21 protein-coding genes are annotated in these 19,757 nt (G+C 59.0%); 4 read left to right on the forward strand and 17 right to left on the reverse strand.

All coding sequences use genetic code 11. The features are described from left to right. The first annotated feature begins 19 nt into the window (after positions 1 to 19). Positions 20 to 1,354: an NAD(P)/FAD-dependent oxidoreductase gene (locus tag NKH71_RS28865; RefSeq protein ID WP_352895592.1), complete on the forward strand. Its 1,335-nt coding sequence runs from the start codon at positions 20 to 22 to the stop codon at positions 1,352 to 1,354. 829 nt (positions 1,355 to 2,183) lie between these two features. Here the strand turns inward: NKH71_RS28865 and NKH71_RS28875 are convergent. The 8 genes from NKH71_RS28875 to NKH71_RS28910 all read right to left on the reverse strand — a co-directional run bounded on the left by NKH71_RS28875 (position 2,184) and on the right by NKH71_RS28910 (position 8,818). After that, positions 2,184 to 2,876 carry an amino acid ABC transporter permease gene (locus NKH71_RS28875; RefSeq protein WP_352895594.1) on the reverse strand — a complete coding sequence of 231 codons (693 nt, stop codon included), beginning with the start codon at positions 2,874 to 2,876 and terminating at the stop codon, positions 2,184 to 2,186. Positions 2,877 to 2,895: 19 nt separating this feature from the next. Continuing rightward, complete coding sequence (locus NKH71_RS28880) at positions 2,896 to 3,612, reverse strand: amino acid ABC transporter permease (RefSeq protein WP_031194989.1); 717 nt, start codon at positions 3,610 to 3,612, stop codon at positions 2,896 to 2,898. 69 nt (positions 3,613 to 3,681) lie between these two features. Next, complete coding sequence (locus NKH71_RS28885; RefSeq protein ID WP_352484295.1) at positions 3,682 to 4,509, reverse strand: transporter substrate-binding domain-containing protein; 828 nt, start codon at positions 4,507 to 4,509, stop codon at positions 3,682 to 3,684. Between the two features lie 24 nt (positions 4,510 to 4,533). Next, positions 4,534 to 5,274, reverse strand: coding sequence for an amino acid ABC transporter ATP-binding protein (locus NKH71_RS28890; RefSeq protein WP_031212966.1), 741 nt, complete (start codon positions 5,272 to 5,274; stop codon positions 4,534 to 4,536). Between the two features lie 55 nt (positions 5,275 to 5,329). Then, positions 5,330 to 5,893, reverse strand: a complete 564-nt coding sequence (locus NKH71_RS28895; RefSeq protein WP_352817334.1) for a peroxidase-related enzyme — start codon at positions 5,891 to 5,893, stop codon at positions 5,330 to 5,332. Then, the gene (locus tag NKH71_RS28900) at positions 5,890 to 6,372 is read right to left on the reverse strand and encodes a CMD domain-containing protein (protein WP_352848472.1); all 483 of its coding nucleotides are present in this window, start codon (positions 6,370 to 6,372) and stop codon (positions 5,890 to 5,892) included. Before NKH71_RS28900 ends, NKH71_RS28895 begins: the two co-directional genes overlap by 4 nt. Continuing rightward, positions 6,369 to 7,838, reverse strand: a complete 1,470-nt coding sequence (locus NKH71_RS28905) for an NAD(P)-binding domain-containing protein (RefSeq protein ID WP_352895597.1) — start codon at positions 7,836 to 7,838, stop codon at positions 6,369 to 6,371. The genes NKH71_RS28900 and NKH71_RS28905 overlap by 4 nt, the downstream gene beginning before the upstream one ends. Then, positions 7,835 to 8,818: a LysR family transcriptional regulator gene (locus tag NKH71_RS28910; protein ID WP_352484297.1), complete on the reverse strand. Its 984-nt coding sequence runs from the start codon at positions 8,816 to 8,818 to the stop codon at positions 7,835 to 7,837. The genes NKH71_RS28905 and NKH71_RS28910 overlap by 4 nt, the downstream gene beginning before the upstream one ends. Positions 8,819 to 9,048: 230 nt before the next feature. Here NKH71_RS28910 and NKH71_RS28915 point away from each other — a divergent pair, with 230 nt between their 5' ends. After that, positions 9,049 to 10,119: an NAD/NADP octopine/nopaline dehydrogenase family protein gene (locus NKH71_RS28915; protein ID WP_352895599.1), complete on the forward strand. Its 1,071-nt coding sequence runs from the start codon at positions 9,049 to 9,051 to the stop codon at positions 10,117 to 10,119. Between the two features lie 195 nt (positions 10,120 to 10,314). On the opposite strand, the gene NKH71_RS28920 is transcribed toward NKH71_RS28915, so the two are convergent. The 5 genes from NKH71_RS28920 to metC all read right to left on the reverse strand — a co-directional run bounded on the left by NKH71_RS28920 (position 10,315) and on the right by metC (position 15,661). Then, the gene (locus tag NKH71_RS28920) at positions 10,315 to 11,103 is read right to left on the reverse strand and encodes an amino acid ABC transporter ATP-binding protein (protein WP_502900426.1); all 789 of its coding nucleotides are present in this window, start codon (positions 11,101 to 11,103) and stop codon (positions 10,315 to 10,317) included. A 10-nt stretch (positions 11,104 to 11,113) separates the two neighbouring features. After that, positions 11,114 to 12,205 carry an amino acid ABC transporter permease gene (locus NKH71_RS28925; protein ID WP_352895601.1) on the reverse strand — a complete coding sequence of 364 codons (1,092 nt, stop codon included), beginning with the start codon at positions 12,203 to 12,205 and terminating at the stop codon, positions 11,114 to 11,116. A gap of 2 nt (positions 12,206 to 12,207) precedes the next feature. Then, positions 12,208 to 13,323 (reverse strand): amino acid ABC transporter permease, encoded by a 1,116-nt coding sequence (locus NKH71_RS28930; RefSeq protein ID WP_352895603.1) that lies wholly within the window; start codon positions 13,321 to 13,323, stop codon positions 12,208 to 12,210. 66 nt (positions 13,324 to 13,389) lie between these two features. Then, positions 13,390 to 14,478: a transporter substrate-binding domain-containing protein gene (locus tag NKH71_RS28935; RefSeq protein ID WP_352895605.1), complete on the reverse strand. Its 1,089-nt coding sequence runs from the start codon at positions 14,476 to 14,478 to the stop codon at positions 13,390 to 13,392. Beyond that, complete coding sequence (gene metC / locus NKH71_RS28940; protein WP_352895607.1) at positions 14,453 to 15,661, reverse strand: cystathionine beta-lyase; 1,209 nt, start codon at positions 15,659 to 15,661, stop codon at positions 14,453 to 14,455. Before metC ends, NKH71_RS28935 begins: the two co-directional genes overlap by 26 nt. A gap of 79 nt (positions 15,662 to 15,740) precedes the next feature. On the opposite strand from metC, the gene NKH71_RS28945 reads away from it, so the two are divergent. Further along, on the forward strand, positions 15,741 to 16,637 hold the full coding sequence (locus NKH71_RS28945; protein ID WP_352895609.1) for a LysR family transcriptional regulator: 897 nt from the start codon (positions 15,741 to 15,743) through the stop codon (positions 16,635 to 16,637). 273 nt (positions 16,638 to 16,910) lie between these two features. Here the strand turns inward: NKH71_RS28945 and NKH71_RS28950 are convergent, their stop codons facing one another. The 4 genes from NKH71_RS28950 to NKH71_RS28965 all read right to left on the reverse strand — a co-directional run bounded on the left by NKH71_RS28950 (position 16,911) and on the right by NKH71_RS28965 (position 19,367). Further along, positions 16,911 to 17,183 carry a hypothetical protein gene (locus NKH71_RS28950; protein ID WP_352895611.1) on the reverse strand — a complete coding sequence of 91 codons (273 nt, stop codon included), beginning with the start codon at positions 17,181 to 17,183 and terminating at the stop codon, positions 16,911 to 16,913. 203 nt (positions 17,184 to 17,386) lie between these two features. Beyond that, positions 17,387 to 18,184 carry a hypothetical protein gene (locus NKH71_RS28955; protein ID WP_352895613.1) on the reverse strand — a complete coding sequence of 266 codons (798 nt, stop codon included), beginning with the start codon at positions 18,182 to 18,184 and terminating at the stop codon, positions 17,387 to 17,389. Positions 18,185 to 18,196: 12 nt separating this feature from the next. Beyond that, complete coding sequence (locus NKH71_RS28960) at positions 18,197 to 18,853, reverse strand: HupE/UreJ family protein (protein ID WP_352895615.1); 657 nt, start codon at positions 18,851 to 18,853, stop codon at positions 18,197 to 18,199. A 130-nt stretch (positions 18,854 to 18,983) separates the two neighbouring features. Beyond that, entirely contained in the window at positions 18,984 to 19,367 is a 384-nt protein-coding gene (locus NKH71_RS28965; protein WP_352895617.1) for a hypothetical protein, read from the reverse strand. A gap of 103 nt (positions 19,368 to 19,470) precedes the next feature. Here NKH71_RS28965 and NKH71_RS28970 point away from each other — a divergent pair, with 103 nt between their 5' ends. Beyond that, positions 19,471 to 19,752, forward strand: coding sequence for a metal-sensing transcriptional repressor (locus tag NKH71_RS28970; protein WP_352663519.1), 282 nt, complete (start codon positions 19,471 to 19,473; stop codon positions 19,750 to 19,752). The last annotated feature ends 5 nt before the right edge of the window (positions 19,753 to 19,757 follow it).

The following is a 19,757-nucleotide window of genomic DNA, read 5'->3' on the forward strand; positions in this document are numbered from 1 at the left end:
TTGGATCAAGATGCACGTCATGGATATCGAAGATTCCACACGCCCCTTCAAGTCCATGCCGTATTGGTGGGACGATTGCTCTTTTTCTCCCCTGCCAGTGCGGCCGGTAGTCCCTCGATGCGACGTCGCCATTGTCGGCGGCGGCTATGCTGGGCTGTCGGCGGCCATTGAACTTGCAAGGGCCGGCCGCAGCGTTCAGCTTTTCGACCGCCTTTCGATTGGGCAAGCCGCATCCAGCCGCAACGGCGGCATGGCCAGCGGCAGCATAAGGCCCGGCCGCAAACAATTGATCAGGAGGTTTGGAGAAGCGCGCGCCAACGGCATCTTGATGGAGGGAAAGGCTGCGCGAGAGGATCTTTGGCGCTTTCTTGAAGAAGAGAAGGTGGACTGTGACTTCTTTCTATCTGGCCTTTTCGATGGAGCGATAAATCAGCACGATTGCGATGAATTGAGCCGCCATGCCGAGTTGTTGCAACGTTTTCTCGGGATTGAGGCGTATCCAGTCGCCCGCGCGGACGTATCGCGTTACATCGGAACTGACTTCTACTCTGGTGGCTTCGTGCGCATGGATATCGGCGGGCTTCACCCCGCCAAGCTGCTTTCCGGCATACTGCGAGTCGCCCAGGCGACAGATGCGGTCATCCATGAGAACACCGCGGTTCTGGGGACAAGTGCGGAGGTGGGTGGCGTGCGCGTGGCCACATCGCGGGGCGAGGTGTTTGCGAAGAAGGTGCTGGTGTGCACCAATGCCTATACTGATGGCTTCGATCGCTGGCTTCGCCGTCGACTCGTGCCGGTACGAAGTCGCATCGTCGCCACTGAGCCCCTGGGTGACGGCGTTATGGAGCGCCTGATGCCGAAGCGGATGATGTACGGCGACACGAGGCAGCTCAGCTACTACTACCGTCCATCGCCAGACGGCTCACGCATTCTCTTTGGCGGGCGCGACGGCACGACGGAAGGGGACCCGCTCGCCCCCACCACACACCTGCGCTCCGAACTTGGCCGCATATTCGCCGAACTGGCGGGTGTTGGTCTTACGCATAGTTGGTTCGGCCAGGTCGCAATGAACCGTGACATGGTTCCACGCATGTTTACCGTGGGAGACACCGTTTACGCCACCGGCTTCTGCGGCTCAGGCGTGGTTTGGGCGCGCTGGCTCGGTAAGAAAGCAGCCTTCAAACTTCTTGGCGAGATGGAGAAGGCCCGATCGGCTTTCGACTTCGATCCGCCGCCGAAGGCAGTGCCGTTCTACCGAGGCAAGCCATGGTTCATCCCGATCGTCTATTCACTCTACGAGTGGAAAGACAAACGCGCCATGTCCCGACGGAATAGAAGGCAAGCGCGGTCATGACCTTTTTTTGCCTGTGATCGATTGAGTAGCACACCCGACCATCGCTCTCTGTCGGCGGCAAATCGAGCGGCCGTCACGTTCAGCCCGAGTAATTCTACGAAACCGCCCCGCAGAAGCAAAGGGATGACTGTTAACGCCTCGGAAGGCCGGGTCATCAACTTGTCTTGTTAGACCTTCTCTCGGTCAAGGATATCGCTGAGCAGCGTGTGCGCCTCGTCATGCCCGAGGTCCTGTTCCCATTGCCGCAAAGAGGTTCAAAGCCGCCGTTCACATCGCGCTGCGCGAGTCAGATTCGGTCCAAAGCGGTCTTTTTACGGTTCTACAATTGGGGATCGACTGGGGTTCTTGGAAGCTTTTCGAACTTTTTGCCTTGCCCCTCCAGCCGAATTGCGGGCGCTTATAAAAGAGCCGGGCATCGGAACGCGTTGAGGGCCTAGCTAGCTTCTTAATCAACGCGGTCGCTCTTGGAGATGCTCCCGGCAGTTTGATCACGGTGCGATCCACAAGCAGCGCGCTCGCTCACGTGTGGGGGCCCGAGTGAGGGCACCTCAGCGCAACCGATGAGCGTTGCTCCCGAAGGCAGCACTCAGCACGCTCGTTCGATCGCTTTAAGCTCGAGCCTCAGAATAGGCACGGCGAACGCTTATGCATGCACGTCGTGGCGCGGGATGGTGATAGCGGGGGACCGCTGTCTATGGAACCGCGTCAAATCACCGGTACATGCATCGGCTATTTGAGGTTCGCCTCAAGCTTTTCATCCCCAAAAGAATTGTCTCCCAGGTGCGGCTCGATATCCGAAGCTTGGCGATCCTGACCCACACACTTGCCCTCACGTCCGCACCCTCAGCGCCTGCTCCAGCCTGTCGGCAATCTGGGTGACGATATAGGCGATCACCATGTAGATCACGACGGCGATCACGAAGGCTTCGAGGTAGTAGTAGTTCAGCGCTGCGGTCAGCTGGGACTGGGCGAAGATATCGACAACCTCGATGGCGAATCCGAGAGAAAGAGCCTTCATGATGACCATCATCGAAGTTGTTAGGTCGGGAATTGCCGTGAGGGCCACCTGGGGAAATAAGATACGTCGGAACAGTTGGCCGCCCGTATAGCCCAGCGAATGGGCTGCGTCCGACTGACCGGTGTCGAATGCATTCAGGGCTCCCTTGATAATCTCCGATTGGAACGCGGCGACACAGCCGGTAATCGCAACTACAAGGATGACCCAATTGGGGGTTTCGTGGGCGTTGAAGTTGATCCCCAGCAATGAGAACAGGAACTGGAATGCGGGCGGCAGACCGAAATAGGCGAGGAAAATCACGATGACCATCGGAACGCCCTTGAAGACGATCTTGTAAGTCATGATGAGCTCTCGCAGCACTGGCACCCGTCTGTATTCGATAAGCGCGAATATGCTGCCGACTATCGTCGACAGGACGAAAATCATGAGCGCCATTCCAATTGTCACGGGTACGGCACTCAGAATTTCCTGCGAGTCCTGGAGCAGAATATCGGTATCAAACATGGTCGGATTACCCCTTACGTCACACGCTCGCGACGGCCGCGTTCTTGATCTGAGCTGTTGTCGTCGCCTCTGGCGCTTGCATTGGCGAGCGAAGCTCGAAGAAGCGCACGATGAGCCACGCGACGAGGCACATCAGCGAATAGATAACCGCCAGCACGAGGTACGTTTCGAACTGGTACTGGTTATAGTCGCGCTCCATGATCAAGTGCGCGGTCGCCATCACATCCGCTGCCCCGATGTACATGACCAGCGCAACGTTATGGATCAGGTAGATGATGGCGTTTCCATAGCCCGGCAATGCGAAGTGCACCGCTTGCGGGCCGACTACGCGGGTGATCTTCTGTCGGAAGGTATATCCCAGACTGTCGGCCGCATCATGCTGGCCGCGATCGACGGCCAGGTATGCAGGTCGCATGACTTCCGACAGATACCCTCCATGATAGAGGCTCAGCCCCACCATCGCAGCGATCGTTGCAGAAATAAAATCCTCGGCGCCGAACAGGATCACCAACAAGGGCAGCCCGTAGAACGCGACGAATAACTGCAGGACGACGGGAACACTCCGGGCATAGGACACGTAGAGGTCAGTCAGGTGACTGATCACCGGTATCCTCTGAACTCGGAGTGTTGTCGCGACGAGAGCCAAGCAAAAGCCGACGACCATGGCCGTAACGGTGATGGCGAGAGTCAGCGGCAACGCCGAGAGCAACTCGGGAATCATAGCAGAAACATCCACTTTGAAACGCTCCTTCTTGCAATTCAGCCTTACCGCTGGCTATCGCTACATGGTTGGGAAAAGGTCCTGTTACTTCATGTATTTGACGATGTCCTCGCCGAACCATTTCTGCGAGAGCTTTTCGATCGTGCCATCGTCTTTTAATTCCTTGAGAACCTTGTTCACATCGTCGGCTAAAACCTTGTTTTCGTCCGACCTATGAATCAGCATGTAGGTGTTGTTGCTGAAGACCGGATCGGATGCCACGATATCGAGCTTCTTTTCCTCGATGACGGTCTGCTCACCGAGATTCGAAGGCAGAACAAGCGCGTCGAATTTGCCGTTCTGAACTTCGTCCAGTCGGTTGGGATAGGGAATACCGGCGCTCGATGCCGTAACATCAAGCTTGTATTGTGGATTTTCTTTTTGCCAGTTCATGATGAACTTGTAGGTGCCGCCGCCGGCCGTGGTCGGAACGATCCTCTTGCCGACCAGGTCCTTCATTTCCTTGATGCCGCTGCCTTTTTTGCTGTAGATCTTCATCAGGCTGGCGCCCATGGGGTTTTCCGGAATGAAGAACTGCTTGGCGCGCTCAGGGGATTTGTAGTAGCCACCGACGGCGATGTCGTACTTGCCCGTGGCGAGGCCGGTTTCCTGCGCGATATCCGAAACACCTTCCATTTCGAACTTATACTGCGGCAGCTTTGCGTTGATCGCTCTCAGAAGATCGGGTTCATAGCCTTGCGGCTCTACGCCGATCGCGCCCCATGCCAGCGGCTTGGATTCGGCAGACGTCGCGATCTTGATCGTGCGAACGGTCTGACCATTGCTGATCCCCGCGGTTGCAAGAGCAATTGCGATGCCGCCGGCAACAGCCAGGGCAGCGCGACGGGAAAAACTGGATGTGATTGCAGACATTTCTTAGGTTCCCTTCTTGTTGAGCTATTGAAAAGCGAGTTCTGACTGCAGGAATTGAGCAAGTCGTGGGCTGGATGGTGCATCGAAGATCTCAGCTGGACTGCCATCGGCGGCAACCACGCCACGATCCATGAAGACGATCCGGTTCGAGATGTTCTTTGCGAATTGCATCTCGTGGGTCACAAGCAGCGAAGTGATCCCTGACGACGTGACATCCTTGATCACCTTCAGAACTTCACCGACGAGTTCAGGATCCAGCGATGACGTAGGCTCATCGAAGAGCATCACGTTGGGACGAACCGCCAGCGCACGCGCGATGCCGGTGCGCTGGAGCTGGCCGCCCGACAGCTGGGACGGATAGCTGTCCCGCTTCGCTGAGAGACCGACCCGGTCAAGCTCTCGCAGCGCGATTTCACGCGCCTCGTCCGTTGACTTGCGCTGCACGACGACCAGCGGATCCATCACGTTCTGGAGGACGGTCATGTTCTTGAAGACATTGAACTGCTGAAAGACCATCGCTGTGCGAAGCCGGATCGCCTGGACAGCGGTCTTGTCGGCGCGCTGGTAGTCCATCCGAATCTGGTCGAACGCGATGGTTCCTGACGACGGCTTGGCCAGGTAGTTGATGCATTTCAGCAGCGTGGTCTTGCCGGTGCCGCTGGGGCCGATGATCGACACCACGTCACCCCGCTTTACCGAGAGATTGACGCCGTTCAGGACCTGCGTGCTTCCGTAAGACAGCTTTACATCTTTGAGTTCAAGCATTTCTGGTTGGTCCTTCAGAGTGGGGGACGGACTGCTTTGACCGTATGCGGCGTCATCATCCGCTCTCCGCGTGGCCGAGAACGTGCATCAGCCTGTTTGCCCAGCCGAAGATCGCTATGGCGTGGACAAGGTCGATGATCTCGGCATCATTCATGCCGACGGCACGCAGCGAGGCGATGTCGTCTACCGTTGCTTCCGACGGCGCCGCCGACAGACGGCGGGCAAAGCTGTAGATTGCCGCATCGCGCGGCCCGAGCGCCTCGGGTTTGTCGAGATAAAGCGCGGTGACCACATCATCGCTCTTGGTCAGCTCTGCATGGCGGCGGGCGTGAACAACGGCGCAGAATTTGCAGCCATTGACGATCGAGGCACCCAATGCGCCAAGTTCGCGGTCGGGACGGGCAAGCCCGCCTTCGACATACATGATCGCGTTGAACAAGACGGTGCGGGCAAGATAGCTCTCGGGATCATGCACAAGGGTGCGCACATACTCCGAAACTTTCTTGGCCGATGGCGTGACCTTCATCGCTTCGAGCTGTTCCGGCGTGGCCTCGGAGAGCTCGACCGGTGCGATGTGGGGATGCCAATTGAGCGGCTTCAGGCGAACAGAGGAAATCATGCCAACCTCAACAATCGCAGACCGGTCGCCACTCGGGTCTGAAAATTGACGAACGCAATCAGTTCGGAGAGCGCGACGATCTGAGGATTGTTCAGTCCGGCCGCAGCGAGGAGGGCGATGTGGCTCGCCTCCGCCTTTTTCGGCATCAGCGTGATCAGGTCGACGTGACGGGCGATGGTCGCCAATGGCTCATCGAGATCCGTTTCGCCCCGAGCCAATGCCCTGAGCTGCTCTGTCGGACCAAGTTGGGCCAGTTGCACATCATATTCGGCCATCAGGACGGGATCGGCATTCAGAGCGGCCATGCGACGGGCCAGAGCAACCCTCAAATTCGACGCCAGCCCCTGATCGTTTGCCGGCTGCAGGACGGAGAGGCGACATTCCTCCGCCCCTTGCACAAATTCGGGCCGAAACCGCCGCGCAGCGAAAAGTGCATCGTTCGGCGAAATACCGGCGGCCTTGTCCATTGCGTCGATCACAGCGCGGCCTCCTTATGCAGCAAGGGTGTTGAATCGACCCATTCGTCGCCCAGAAGCTCCGGCGTGTCGTAGGCGATCAGATTGGCGAAGTGGGTTTCGACATCTTCGGCAAACAGCGACGCGGCAATGCCGCGGACCAGACGGTCGGCACCGGCACTGACGGCCGGGATATCGCCGGAGACCTTGCCGTGGGTCAGCATGGCGGCGTCGTTGAAGCAGTGGATATGTGCTAGCATCGGGCAGGAGCCGGGAACGTGTTCGCGAAATTCGAAGGCGGGACCGAGATCTGGCGCCTCCGACATGCCTGTACGAGCCGGCCCCATATCCGGTGTATATCGGCCATCCGACCAGGTGCGGATGTGTGGGGCGAGTGCTGCAAATTCCGGGCGGTCGCTGAAATCGTTTGAAAAGCCGGTTGCCGCGATCATGAAATCGTAGCGCATCGGCCCTTGTGTGGTTTCGACCAGAAGGCCTTCGGCATCTTCCTTTACCGCGACTATGCCGCAGTCGAGAAAGAACCGGGCATTCGCACGACGAGACACCCGAAGCGTCGATGAACGCGGCGGCGGTGTTTGGGTCGAGGCGGTATAGTCGAAGAATTTCCACTTCCAGGCATCGGGCAGGTGATAAATGCCATGTACAACGCCCTGGCTGCCTATGCCGGTCAGCTTGTTGATGCGCGGCATTTCCTTGCGCCGGATCAACATGTCGACCGAGCCGGCTCCGGCCTCGAGCGCCGTCGCGGCATTGTCCATCGAAGAGGCACCGGCGCCGATAACCGCCACACGCTTACCTTTCAGTGCGTCGAAATCGATGTCGTCGGCAGAATGGGCCCAATAGGCGCGATGGATGCCCCTGAGGAAATCGGGCACGGCAAAACCGCCGAGACCGGACCGACCGGTGGCCAGAACGAGGCGACGGGTGAGAACCCGGCCGGCTTCCGCGCCCTCGATATCGATTGCAATCAGATCACCAACGGCTGCGACGCCGGTCATGCGCACGCTGTTGCGCACCGGCAGACCAAGAACCTTCCGGTACCAGACCAGGTAGTCCATCCACTGGCCCTTGGGGATTTTGTCCAGCGACTGCCAGGCCTCAGGTCCCCATTGTGCCGTAAACCAGGCGCGGAACGTGAGCTGCGGCAGCCCGAGCGACGGACCGTGGAGGGTTTTCGGCGAGCGCAGCGTCTGCATACGCGCAAAAGTTACCCATGGTCCTTCGAGCCCGGCCGGAGCCGCATCGTAGGCAACGACATTGGTTATCCCGGTCAGCACAAGCTTTGCCGTAGCAGCAAGTCCGCACATGCCGGCGCCAATGACAACGACGTCACGGACCGGGGCGCTATCGTGCGTGCGCTTGGGGACCCAAGGCTTGGCGGGCAGCTCGAGAAAGTCGAGATCCTGCGCGAGCTGGGCTTCCAGCGCGGCAAGGCCGCTCGATGCTGCCGGGGTGGGAATATGCTTCATATTCCCGTCCCGTTATTTGTGCCCGAGGCGGGATCGGTGACCAATTGGCCGGCCAAAGCTGGATCGAGTTTCCTGAAACCGGCGATCGACCGTTCAGCCACCGCTTCGACCGCATCCATCAGCGCCTGCGCAACTGGACGAAGGGGACGGTTTGCGGCAGCCACAACACCCCAATAAAAGAGAACGGTTACGTCGAGAGGGCGAATGACGACACCGGGCAGGGGCACGCCGTATGCCGTGAGGGGATCGATGACAGCCGCGACCCCAGTCTGACGCACGATCTGCAACGCGCCATAGGCAGTATTGGTCCGGATCACTGGGCCGGTGTCGATGCCGCGAGCCGCCAGCGCTTTGGCGACGTGCAACTGAAAACGCAGTGGATTGAGCAGCGTGGCGACGCGGCGGCCGGCAAAACCCGAAAGCGGCACGACATCAAGTTCAGCCAGCGGATCGTCCTCCCGCACGGCAGCGACGTCAGGCGCCGAGTACAGCCGTAGAACATCCAGACCGGGCGTATCGAGCGGCAGGCTTGAAAACCCGATCTCGGCGCGTCCGCTGCGCACCTCCTGGGCTACGATCGAAGGAAGAAATTGCCCGAGATGCGTCTCGTGTGGAAGCTCGGCACCTTGGAGCTCGGCCAGGGCCGTCGGGATCAAGCCGGTCCCGATCGCAGATGTTGTGACAATCTGCAGGATCCGTCCCCTGCCGGCGGCGATCATTTTGGCTCGCGCTGCGAGTTCGGTGAAGGACATCAGCAGGCGCCGCGCTTCCTCTTCAAAGGCGACTCCCTCTTCAGACAACTGCACCCGTCGGCCGATCCGGTGCAGTAATTCGAAGCCAAGCTCGGCCTCGAGATCCTGAATCGTGCGTGTCACCGCAGGTTGGGAGCGCCCGAGCATGTCAGCCGCCTTGGTGATGCTGCCGCTGGCGGCAACCGCAAGAAAAGTCTGAAGGTCCCGGGTTTCCATGGTCTCCTTCATGCGCAATCCGTATGATTGACATCGTCTCATTCGTTTTTGATATATGTCAAGCGGAAACTAATGTTCGTTGCGGCTTTGTGCATTTGGCCGGCTTCAGAGCCGGAATCCGTGGCGGAGGCGGACGAGGACGGCAGACGCGACTCCGGCTTGCGGAACCTCCTGATGAAAACTTTCATGTGTGACGACGGCAAGGATTCTCGAACCACAAAGCCAGCAACAGGAGGAATATTATGCGCGTGAGTATTCTGGGCGCCGGAGCGATTGCTTATGGCCTTGCCGCGTATTTGGCAGGATCGGGACATTCGCCAACGCTTTGGTCACCGTCGGGACAGCGCACCAGGGCGTTGGCTGCGGGTGAATTATTGAAAGCCACAGGGGATATAGACGCGACGGTGCTGGTGCGCGTTGCCAAGGATTGCACGGATGCCGTCGCCAACGCGGACGTGGTGGTGATTGCGCTTCCGGCCTACGGCCACAAGATGGTGATGGATGCCGCCGCCCCCCATCTGATTGATGGAATCCCGGTCATCATCAGTTCGCATTGTTCGTTCTCGGCGCTTTATCTCTCCAAGCGGTTGGCCGAACGCAAGGTCTCGTTGCCGATCGTCGTTTGGGGCACAACACTATTGACTGGCCGCCAGCTCGGACCAACCGAAGTCCATGTCACCACCATTCGCCAGAAGCTTGACGTGGCGACGCTGCCTTTCAGTTACCAGGATCAAGGACACGAACTTTGCACGACCTTGTTCGGCGATCGTTTCGTCCAGCGCGACGGGATGCTTGCGATCGCGCTCAGCAACCTCAACCCGCAAAACCATCTAGGTATTGCGCTTCTTAACCTGACACGCATGGAGAAGGCCGAGCAATGGAGCCAGGGGGGAAACGTCACTCCCGCCGTCGGCCGTCTTATCGAGGCTCTGGATGCCGAACGGCTGGCCATCGCGGCCCATTTCAGCATCGCCGTTCGCACCGTCAGAGAGCATTTTTCACTGTCGTTCCATGTTCCGATGGGAACCGTTTCGGAGATGAACCAGGAGATGGAGCGCCAAGGCCGTGGCGGCTTTGGCCCGACAACCATCGAAAGCCGCTATATTCTAGAGGATGTTCCGTTCGGACTGCTGCCGACCGTACTACTGGGGAAACTAACGGGGAAACCGGCGATACTCCACGAGTCCGGAGTTTCGATATTATCGGCAGCTTGTGGTCGCGATCTCAAGGCAGATAATGATATTCTTCCTGCGGTCGGCATCGAGGGAATGGCAAAAGCCGATCTTGAAAACCTTTGCCGTAACGGGTTTTAACAGTGGATTTCAGCATCGGCCAATACAAACAAAGCCGGTCGTCTAGGATGCTATCAACCCATCGGCCGACGCGCCCACAGCGGATGCTAATCCAGTTGTCGGCAAGCGTCTCTACGTCGGGACCGATTTTGGCAGAATGTGCGAACAAATCGACATAGAGTAATTGAACTCGTCAAAGCAGACGCGTTCAACTGCTTAATTCAGAATCTGGCTGAGAAACAGCTTGCTGCGTTCATGAAGCGGGCTTGTGAAGAACTCGACCGGAGTGTTCGTCTCGACAATCTCGCCCTGGTCCATGAACACAACGCGGTCCGCAACCTGGCGGGCGAATCCCATCTCGTGGGTGACGCACAGCATTGTCATGCCATCATCGGCCAACGACGCCATTGTATCTAGCACCTCCTTGACCATTTCGGGATCAAGTGCCGAGGTCGGTTCGTCGAACAGCATAATTTTCGGGTTCATGCAGAGTGAGCGAGCAATGGCTACGCGCTGCTGCTGGCCGCCAGAGAGCTGACCCGGATATTTGTGCGCCTGATCGAGAATCCCTACGCGCTCGAGATAGTGGATGGCTGTCTCTTCAGCCTCCTTCCGCCGCAGTCTACGCACCCAGATTGGCGCCAACGTCAAATTTTCCAACACGGTCAGATGCGGAAAGAGGTTGAAATGCTGAAACACCATGCCGATGTCGCGGCGGATTTCATCGATCTTCTTCAGATCGTTCGTTAACTCAGTGCCATCTACGACGATATGACCTTTCTGATGCTCCTCCAACCGGTTGACGCAACGGATTATCGTGGACTTGCCAGACCCAGACGGTCCACAGATCACCAGCTTTTCGCCGCGACGAACGGTGAGATTGATGTTCTTCAAGACATGGAAGGTCCCGTACCACTTGTTGACGCCAATCATCTCGACGGCAGCCGTTTCGGCAGTAGAAGATCCAGATTTAGCATGTCGCGTGCGAGGGGTGGATGACAACATGTTCTTGTTCCTAGTGCGATGTCGGACCGCGCCGTTCTAGGAAGTCGGCGAAACGGGCGAAGGAGAAGGAGAGCGCAAAGAAGATCGCGCCGATGAACAGGAAGGTCTCGGCCGCCGGCGATGGCCATTCGGGATCCGCAAGCGCTGCCTTGCCGGAACTGATCAAGTCGAACAGGCCCACGACGAGGACAAGACTGGTATTCTTGATCATGACGATGATTGTGTTGGCTAGTGCAGGGATGGCCACGCGGATGGCCTGTGGCAGGATAACGAGGTACTGGGTGCGCCAGAAGGGAAGGCCGAGCGCGGCGGCGGCCTCGTATTGCCCATTGGGGATAGCCTGAAGCCCGCCGCGGATGACCTCGGCCAGATAGGCCGCAGCAAAAATGGTCAGAGCAACCAGCGCGCGCACGAATTTGTCGGGTAGCAGCGATTCCGGCAGGAAGAGCGGCATCATGATCGATGCCACGAACAGGATAGACAAGAGGGGAAGGCCGCGCACTGATTCAATCAGTACCACCGCGCCGATCCGCACCGCAGCCATGGAAGAGCGTCGGGCCAGCGCAAGCAGAATGCCGACCGGAAAGGCGACACCGATGGCAACGACGGTCAGTATCAACGTTACAGGCAGTCCGCCCCATAAGGACGTGGGGACTTCGACCAGGCCAAGGCCACCACCCATCAACCAGACGATCAACGCGAATGCTGCCAACCAGAGCGCGAGTAATCGGGGCCTCCAGCTAGCCGGGCGAACAGACCAGCCCAGCAGCGCGAGGATGAGTAGGCACACAATGGCGGGACGCCAGCGGTCATCAATCGGATAGATGCCGAACAGGAGTTGGCCGGACTTGGCGTATACGAAACTCCAGCAGGCTCCAGCCGCCGCACGACAGGCGTTCGGGTCGGATTCGAACAGCACTGCGTCCACGACGAGCCAGCGCAGCACTGGCGGGACGGTGACCATCAGCAGAGTGCCAAACACCAGCGTCAATGCGGCGTTGAAAGGCGTACCGAATAGGAGCCCGGCAGAACGCTGCAGGACTGGGAAGCGAACACGTCGCTCCAGGGGATCGACCGGTAACGGGAGAGAAACGGCCTTCATGATTATCGCTCCACGATGGCGATGCGGCGGTTGTACCAGTTGGCTGCGCCCGACATGGTGAGATTGAGGGCGAGATAGACGCCAAGAATGATGAAGACGCCTTCGATGGAGTGGCTGGACTTGCTGATGGCTGTATTCATGACTGCAAGGAAATCCGGGTAGCCAACCGCGATTGCCAAGGTCGAGTTCTTGACGACGTTGATGTACTGGCTGTTGAGCGGTGGCACGATTACCCGCAGCATCTGGGGGATGACGATCAGGCGCAATATCTTGCCGCGCGGAAGGCCAAGCGAATGGCCAGCGTCCCACTGGCCGCGGCCTATCGACAGGACACCGCCACGCACGATTTCTGCTACGAAACCCGTTGTGTAGAGGGTCAATCCGATGAGGATCGTGCTGAGCTCCGGGGTCAGTTCTTTGCCACCTTCAAAGTTCGAGCCGGTGAAGACCGGCCAGTCGATGGTGAACCGCGCGTCAGCGAGCCAAACTCCTGCGGCGCTAACTGCCAGCACACTGGGCGCGACAGCCTTCGGCGACCAACCTTTGCGTACTGCGATCCAGCCTGCGATAGCGAGCGCGATGGCGCACAAGATCATGAGGAGACCGGTCATGCCTACGTCGATGCCAACGGCTGGGACCACGAAACCGCGCATGGAAGCGTAGACGCCAGGCAGCGGGTTGAGCGCCTCGCCGACTGGCGGCAACATTTTCCACCATAGCGAATACAGGAAGATCAGAAGGACGATAGGGGGCGAATTGCGCGCCAGTTCCACCCACACGCGACATGTGCCCGCAGCCAGTGGGTTGCTGCTCAGCCGCGTGATGCCCACGATCAGTCCGAGAATGGACGAGAAGACGATGACCAGCGTGGAAATGAAGACTGTGTTGGTCAGCCCGACTACAATGGCCCAGTAGTACGGATCCCGCGACTTGTATGTGAGGATTGCCTCGGAGATGACGATCCTGGACGGCATGGACAAGAAGTCAAAGCCTATCGGGATACCGCGCGCCTCAAGGTTGGCGAATGTGGTGCTGACGAGTAGCGCGGCGAACGCCAGGAAAGCAGTCGCCAAGGCGGCCTGAATGATGATTGATCTGATTTTGGCGTCACTCAACATGCTGGCCTCGGATCCACATCGCTATCGGAAGCGAGGGAGCGCGCCAGGCGCTCCCCTCGACGCACCTCAATCCCACGGGAAAGGGTAGTTCAGGCCGCCATCTTTCCACAGGGCGTTCAAGCCGCGTTCGACCTTGAGCGGGCTATCCTTGCCAAGATTGCGATCCCAAATCTGGGCGTAATTGCCGGTCTGCTTGATGACGTTGTAGACCCAATTGTCATCCAGCCCGAGGGGCTTGCCGAAGCCGGCTTCCTTGCCCAGCACTCGCTGGACCTCCGAATTGCCCACAGCGAGCTTTTCGTCGATATTTTCCGACGTGATGTTGTTGGCCTCTGCCCAGAACAGGGCGTTTATCGTCCAGCGAACGATGTCGAAGAGCTGTTCATCGCCGCGCGCGATCGCCACGCCATTGGGCTCGGCAGCCTTTCCGACTTTGATGATGTCGTAATCGTTAGGATTCTTTGCGACCGAGGCACGCTGCCCTGCTGCCGCGGTTCCATCGGTGACGTAGGAATCGCAGCGGCCGCCGAAGAAGGCATCGCGGGCCTGGAGGGTCGAGTCGTAGTAGACCTTCTTCATCGAGATCCCGAACTCCTCCTCGGTTTCCTCGATCGCCTTCTCGGTCAAGCTGCCGCCGCCTTGAAGGCAGACAGTCTTTCCGTCGAGCAGCTTCGGCTCGGTGATTTTGTCCGCTTTGCGGACGAGGATGCCATCCGTGTCATAGAGGTTGATCCAGACGAAACGGACCACGGCGTCGCGCGTGTAGGTGATCGTGGACGTGCGCGACAAAATGTCGATTTCTCCAGTCTGTAGCGCAGGAAGTCGCTGAGCGGCATTGAGCGGCACGTATCGGATCTTATCCTTGTCCCCAAGTATGGCGACTGCGAATGTCCGACAGATGTCGGAATCGAAGCCGCGATAATACCCCTTTTCGTCGGGTCGAGAGAGACCGGGCACTCCCTGGCTCGCGCCGCAACTGACGTAGCCGCGTGCCTTTATCTTTTCGACGACGCTTTGCGCGGCCGCATCTCCCGCGCTTGACGCCAGGCCGACCAGCCCGATCGCTAAGGCGGCAAGCCATTTATGCCCTTCGCATTTCATATCCATTCCCCTTTCGTTGAAGTTGTTGTCATTCTGCAGCCTTGGCGTCGCCAACTGTGGTTCGTCGCGTTTCCGCAAAGTGTTCGAAGGCCTGTGACAGATCGGCGAGAAGGTCGCCGACGGCCTCCAGGCCGATAGAGAGCCGCCAAACTGGGCCAGGCTTCAGCCAGCCGAGGCCACTGCGCCGCTTTCGAGGATCACTGACGGAGATCAGCGAGTGCACCCCGCCCCAGCTTGCACCTAGCCTGAACAGTCGCATACGACGCAGAGCCTCGGATTGGTGCGGCGCTAGTTCCGGCTGTAACACAAACGAGAAGACACCTGCCGATCCGGCGAAGTCACGCTTCCAGGTCAAGTGGCCGGGATGGTCGGGCTCACTCGGATGAAGGATCTGCGCAACCTCGGGGCGCTCAGACAGCCACGATATGATGTTCAGCGCGGTGCTGTCGGCTTGGCGCATGCGCACCGGCATGGTCATCAGGCCACGCTCGCACAATGCGCAATCCTCCGGCGAAACGCCGTAACCGAGAAAACGCGCGGTATCCTTTAACCGCCGGAACAAGCTCTCGTCGTTCACCGCCACCGAGCCCATCAGCAGGTCGCCGTGGCCGCCGGCATGTTTGGAAAGTGCCTGCATCGAGACGTCGACACCATGCTTGAGTGGTTTGAACAGCAAGTGTGAGGCCCAGGTATTGTCGACCGCGACAAGCGCGCCAGCCTCATGGGCCGCAGCCGTGATTGCCGGCACGTCCTGTACCTCAAAGGTCCCGGAACCCGGCGATTCCACCCAGACCAGCCGCGTCCTGCCATCGATCAACGCCGAAATGCTTCCATCGAGCTTGGGGTCGTAGGTCACCGCATCGATGCCAAGGGGAGCGAGAATGCGGGCGGCCATTTCGCGTGCCGGCCCATAGAACGTCTCCGGGATCAGAACCCGATCGCCACTATGGCAGACGGTTATGGTCGTCAGCGTTATGGCCGCCATTCCGGAAGGGACGACGATCGCCCGAGATCCGCCTTCCAGCGCAGCGATGTGGTCTTCCAACTGGCGGCTGGTCGGAGTCCCGTAAAGTCCGTAACTGAAGCCATCGTACAGTCGCTCGACGCGGCGCTCGAAGGAATCCAGATCGTCGAAGACGACCGTTGAGGCGCGTTCAACTGGCATCGCCAACGACCTGAATGGCTCCTCCGAGCGCCTGGGAGGATGGATATGTGAAGTGTCGTCGTGTCGGGTCATGGGCGGACTTTAACTGGCTCGCCCATTGCCATCTATGACCGTGGCGATAAAGGTAATCCACTTTTGATATGGAATGCCAATGAACCCGCGCGACATCGATGTGTTCAACGCAATCATGATCACGGGTGGCGCCGGCGCAGCGGCGACGCTGCTGGATACTTCGCAGCCCGCGATAAGTCGCTCTCTGACGAAGCTGGAATCGGAGCTCGGTTTCAAGCTGTTCGACCGTATCCGCGGCAGGCTGGTGCCGACCCGGGAAGGAGAACTTTTCCACATCGAGGTAAAGGCCAATCTGGTGGGGTTGGGTCGGCTCAAGCTGCGCGCGGCCCAGATCAAGGAAGTCGGGACGGGGACGATCCGCGTTGCCAGCCTCTCGGCACTCGGCCACGGTCTGGTGCCACGTGCCATCGCGGCTTTCTCGAACAAACATCCACAGGTTCGCATCAGCTATCAGGTGCGCACGTCCAACGTCGTGCGCGATCTGGTGGCATCTGGCAGTTTCGACATCGGTCTCGCTGCCGACGAGATCGACACGACAGGCGTGCTGCACAGCATCTTCACCACCCCGCGCGCTGTCTGCGTGATGCCGAAGAACCATCGGTTGGCCCACAAGCCCGTGGTCAGGCCTGCTGATCTTGAGGGTGAGGCGTTCCTGGCACTGTCGCCGGAAGACACGGTGCGGCTCGCCATGGACAAGATCTTTGCCGAGCATCGTGTGCGGCCGCGCGTCTTGATCGAAACACCTTACGGTCTGACCATTGCGATCCTTGCCGCGAAGGGCATGGGTATCGGTCTGGTCAATCCTTCCGTCATTGCCGACCGCATGATCGACGGCATCGTCGCCAAGCCATTCGAGCCAGCCGTGCATTTCCGAGCACTGATTTTGCGTCCCCCAGACGGCATCAACTCGACGTTGACAACCGATTTCATCGCCGAGCTTTATGCGGCGCGCAATGCGCTGTCGAGCGAGGTCTAGGCGAAGGAACTATCGCATTTGTGAGCCCAACCCCAGTGACCGCCCCGGTGTTTGGTGATGGCCTTGAATTCGTCGATCGACTGACGCTGGTCTCGATCCAGCATGCCGTATCCAGGCCACAGAATGGTAGACAGCTCAAGCCAAAGCTTGAATCTCACGGCCCCACGCTCTTGGGTTGCGTCAGGATTTAATTGTGTGTGTTCGCTGAACGAGAGATTTCGCTTGCCGCATAGTTGTCGGCCCTGCTCCTTGCCCTGATGGAGGCTATCGAACTCACTCAAAGTCCGCGCGGCTGGTCTCTTCCCGAATGGATTTCAGCACATGCCGATCCTGGAGGGGGCGACCAGCCAAGGCTCCGGCCGGCAAAACGAACGAGGCGGCTTGTAGAAACTGCATCAGAGCCGTGCCGACCTCATGTCCATTTGCACTTTCCATGATGACCTTCGCGATCTCCAGAGCATTCCGGTCGCGGGCATTGAGTTTGCACAAATCATGATGGTTTTCTTGGCGGTGACGCTGACTTGCCTGTTGGATCTGTCCCTCCATTTCCCCGCTATCGAGGCTGTCGTCTGACTGGTGCTTGCCGGCGGTAAAGATCCGTCAGTAGGATTGAGCTGCCTTCAAAGGGCGGTACACGGAACCCAACCGCGTCCTCGTCTAGGCGCAAACCTTGGACGCGCATCTTCGGTGGAACAGACCGCTAAGTGACGCCCGACTCTCCGAGCGGAGCCGGGCGACCCCGTATAGCGCTAGATCAGACGCTTGATGTCGATGTAGTCGCCTTCGGTCTGGATGGTCAGCGTCACGTCGCTGTCACCGCGGTTGCGCCAGAACCAGCCGTGGTTCCCGTCGAAGGCGGCTTCCAGCACGCCTTCACCGGAAGGAACGCTGCGGCCCTTTTCATAACTGACAGATTGTCCGCCTCCATCGCCATGGGCGTCGAAGTTGACGACGCCGCCGTCCACGGCCCAGGCGAAGTTTGCCTTGGCGCCTTGCCGCATCACAAGCTTAACCTCAATGCCCTGACCCGGCGTCAGTGTGAAGGACATTTCATCTCGCCTTCCGGTAGTCGGGGCCGGCGCTTCCGCAGGGATTTCGGCGACCTGTGGCGCCGTACTCGGATTGACTGGCAGGGGCTGGGCAGGCGTAACCTCTCCAACTGTCACGTTGTCTTGGGCAACGGCCTCCCCAGCTGGGGATGGCTGCGACGCGGGTCGTTCGGCGGTAAGCGCAACGAGGAGGTTTTCAATTCGGTCCATGCGCGCCATCAACTCGGCTGGAGGGACCATTTGCGTCATCCGCTCGGCCGAAGCCTTCGCGCTGGCCATTTCGTCCGCTGCCGCCTCGGCTGGCAACTGTGTCTTGATTTCGCCCATTCTGGTGAGGCCGAGCAATCTGCCTGCTCCAGTCGGATCGATCGCATACTCGGACGGCATGACAACCGTAACGAGCAGGGCGAGCGCCGTCAGCGCGGCAATCATGGTGGAGCGCTTCAGCTGCGCTGACGTCGGCAAATCGGCGCGGCTGGGAAGGTCGGTGTTGTACATGGTATCGGTTCCTTATGCTGCGACGAACAGGCCGGTGAGCTGATATCCGATCAGCAGGAAACCGGCCGTCATCATGATGACGTTTGCGGTATAGGCGTGGCGCCAGAAGCTACGTGTCCCACGCCAGTAGCCCATCATGATCAGGATGGCGCCAAGGGCCAAGAGCTGCCCGATCTCGACACCGACATTGAAGGCCAAAAGGTTGGGCACCAGGCCGTCCGACGAGATGTTGTATTCGATGATCTTCGTCGACAGGCCGAAACCGTGGAAGAATCCGAAGACCAGCGTCGCGACCTTGGTGTTCGGCTGGAAGCCGAGCCATCTCTGGAACGCGCCCATATTGTCGAGTGCCTTGTAGACCACCGACAGGCCGATGATGGCGTCGATGATGTAGCTGTTGATGCCGACGTTGAAATAGACGCCAAGCAGCATCGTCGTGGAGTGGCCGAGCGCGAACAGGCTGACATAGATGCCGATATGCTTCATCCGGTAGAGGAAGAAGATCACGCCGAACAGGAACAGGATGTGGTCGTATCCGGTCACCATATGCTTGGCGCCGAGATAGATGAAGGGCAGCACGTTGATGCCCGAGATTTCCTGGATGTAGCCCTTGTCGCCCTCGGCCACGGCGTGGGCGAAGGCAGCCCCGCCCAGGAGCGGCAGGGTCATGAGAGCGATAAGCAGGGGCAGGGTGGGTCGCCAACGTTCGCGACACGAGCGTGACCGACCCCGGTCGAAGGATCCTTGCATAGAATTTCCAATCTTCGTCGTTGAGGGTTTGTCGCCTGAGCGACATCGATCATGCGGCGAGGAATCGTCTGGGCGGTCGCTCGAGCGGAAATGTCATGCCCGGATCGACGAAAATCGGCGGATAGTTCAGCCAGCCGCGCCCGACTTGTGGAACGGTCGGTGCGAAGTCGGCGGGCGTACTCGCCGTCTCGTGCGAGTGGTCTGCCGCATTGTGCCCGTGAAAATGGTCCGAGCTCTGCTCGCCGGAAACGCCATCATCGTGTGCGTGGCCATGATCTTCGATCTGTGCGGCGGCTCCGCCTTGACGTTCAACCGCGGTGGCAATCGCGATCGGATCGTGTGAGGTCGAATAGCCGAAAGGACGGAGCACGCCGAACATCATCGCTAAAGCGATGACCAGGCAAAAAACCGTGCTGCGGATCCGATTCGACATGAATGGCGATTATTCTCTAAAATCCTAAGGAATGGTTTTGCTACATCAGAATCGAGGCCTCTTTGAGACTTGCATATCCACTCCAGGAGGATAGTATCGAAACATGGGCGAGCAACCTCACATCCACGAAACCCATCCCGATATCGTCAAACGCCTGAAACGGGCCGGCGGACATCTCAAGGGCGTCATCGACATGATCGAGGCGGGCCGGTCCTGCCTCGACCTCGCCCAGCAGCTTCATGCTGTCGAGAAGGCCATTTCGCAGGCCAAGAAGACCCTGATCCAGGATCATCTCAACCATTGCCTTGAAGACGTCGTCGGGCCGCTGGCGCGCGAGCAGCGCCGCTCGATCGACGAGTTCAAGGACATCACCAAGTACCTGTGAGAAGC

This window comes from Mesorhizobium sp. M0983, assembly GCF_040318975.1.
In the GTDB taxonomy this organism is placed as follows: Bacteria; Pseudomonadota; Alphaproteobacteria; order Rhizobiales; family Rhizobiaceae; genus Mesorhizobium.

Bases quoted from the DNA above. Each gene is read 5' to 3' on its own strand.
- NKH71_RS28865 (WP_352895592.1), top strand. From the start codon at position 20: ATGGATATCGAAGATTCCACACGCCCCTTCAAGTCCATGCCGTATTGG.
- NKH71_RS28875 (WP_352895594.1), bottom strand. From the start codon at position 2,876: ATGTTTGATACCGATATTCTGCTCCAGGACTCGCAGGAAATTCTGAGT.
- NKH71_RS28885 (WP_352484295.1), bottom strand. From the start codon at position 4,509: ATGTCTGCAATCACATCCAGTTTTTCCCGTCGCGCTGCCCTGGCTGTT.
- NKH71_RS28890 (WP_031212966.1), bottom strand. From the start codon at position 5,274: ATGCTTGAACTCAAAGATGTAAAGCTGTCTTACGGAAGCACGCAGGTC.
- NKH71_RS28895 (WP_352817334.1), bottom strand. From the start codon at position 5,893: ATGATTTCCTCTGTTCGCCTGAAGCCGCTCAATTGGCATCCCCACATC.
- NKH71_RS28905 (WP_352895597.1), bottom strand. From the start codon at position 7,838: ATGAAGCATATTCCCACCCCGGCAGCATCGAGCGGCCTTGCCGCGCTG.
- NKH71_RS28910 (WP_352484297.1), bottom strand. From the start codon at position 8,818: ATGAAGGAGACCATGGAAACCCGGGACCTTCAGACTTTTCTTGCGGTT.
- NKH71_RS28915 (WP_352895599.1), top strand. From the start codon at position 9,049: ATGCGCGTGAGTATTCTGGGCGCCGGAGCGATTGCTTATGGCCTTGCC.
- NKH71_RS28920 (WP_502900426.1), bottom strand. From the start codon at position 11,103: ATGTTGTCATCCACCCCTCGCACGCGACATGCTAAATCTGGATCTTCT.
- NKH71_RS28925 (WP_352895601.1), bottom strand. From the start codon at position 12,205: ATGAAGGCCGTTTCTCTCCCGTTACCGGTCGATCCCCTGGAGCGACGT.
- NKH71_RS28930 (WP_352895603.1), bottom strand. From the start codon at position 13,323: ATGTTGAGTGACGCCAAAATCAGATCAATCATCATTCAGGCCGCCTTG.
- metC (WP_352895607.1), bottom strand. From the start codon at position 15,661: ATGACCCGACACGACGACACTTCACATATCCATCCTCCCAGGCGCTCG.
- NKH71_RS28945 (WP_352895609.1), top strand. From the start codon at position 15,741: ATGAACCCGCGCGACATCGATGTGTTCAACGCAATCATGATCACGGGT.
- NKH71_RS28950 (WP_352895611.1), bottom strand. From the start codon at position 17,183: ATGGAGGGACAGATCCAACAGGCAAGTCAGCGTCACCGCCAAGAAAAC.
- NKH71_RS28955 (WP_352895613.1), bottom strand. From the start codon at position 18,184: ATGTACAACACCGACCTTCCCAGCCGCGCCGATTTGCCGACGTCAGCG.
- NKH71_RS28960 (WP_352895615.1), bottom strand. From the start codon at position 18,853: ATGACCCTGCCGCTCCTGGGCGGGGCTGCCTTCGCCCACGCCGTGGCC.
- NKH71_RS28965 (WP_352895617.1), bottom strand. From the start codon at position 19,367: ATGTCGAATCGGATCCGCAGCACGGTTTTTTGCCTGGTCATCGCTTTA.
- NKH71_RS28970 (WP_352663519.1), top strand. From the start codon at position 19,471: ATGGGCGAGCAACCTCACATCCACGAAACCCATCCCGATATCGTCAAA.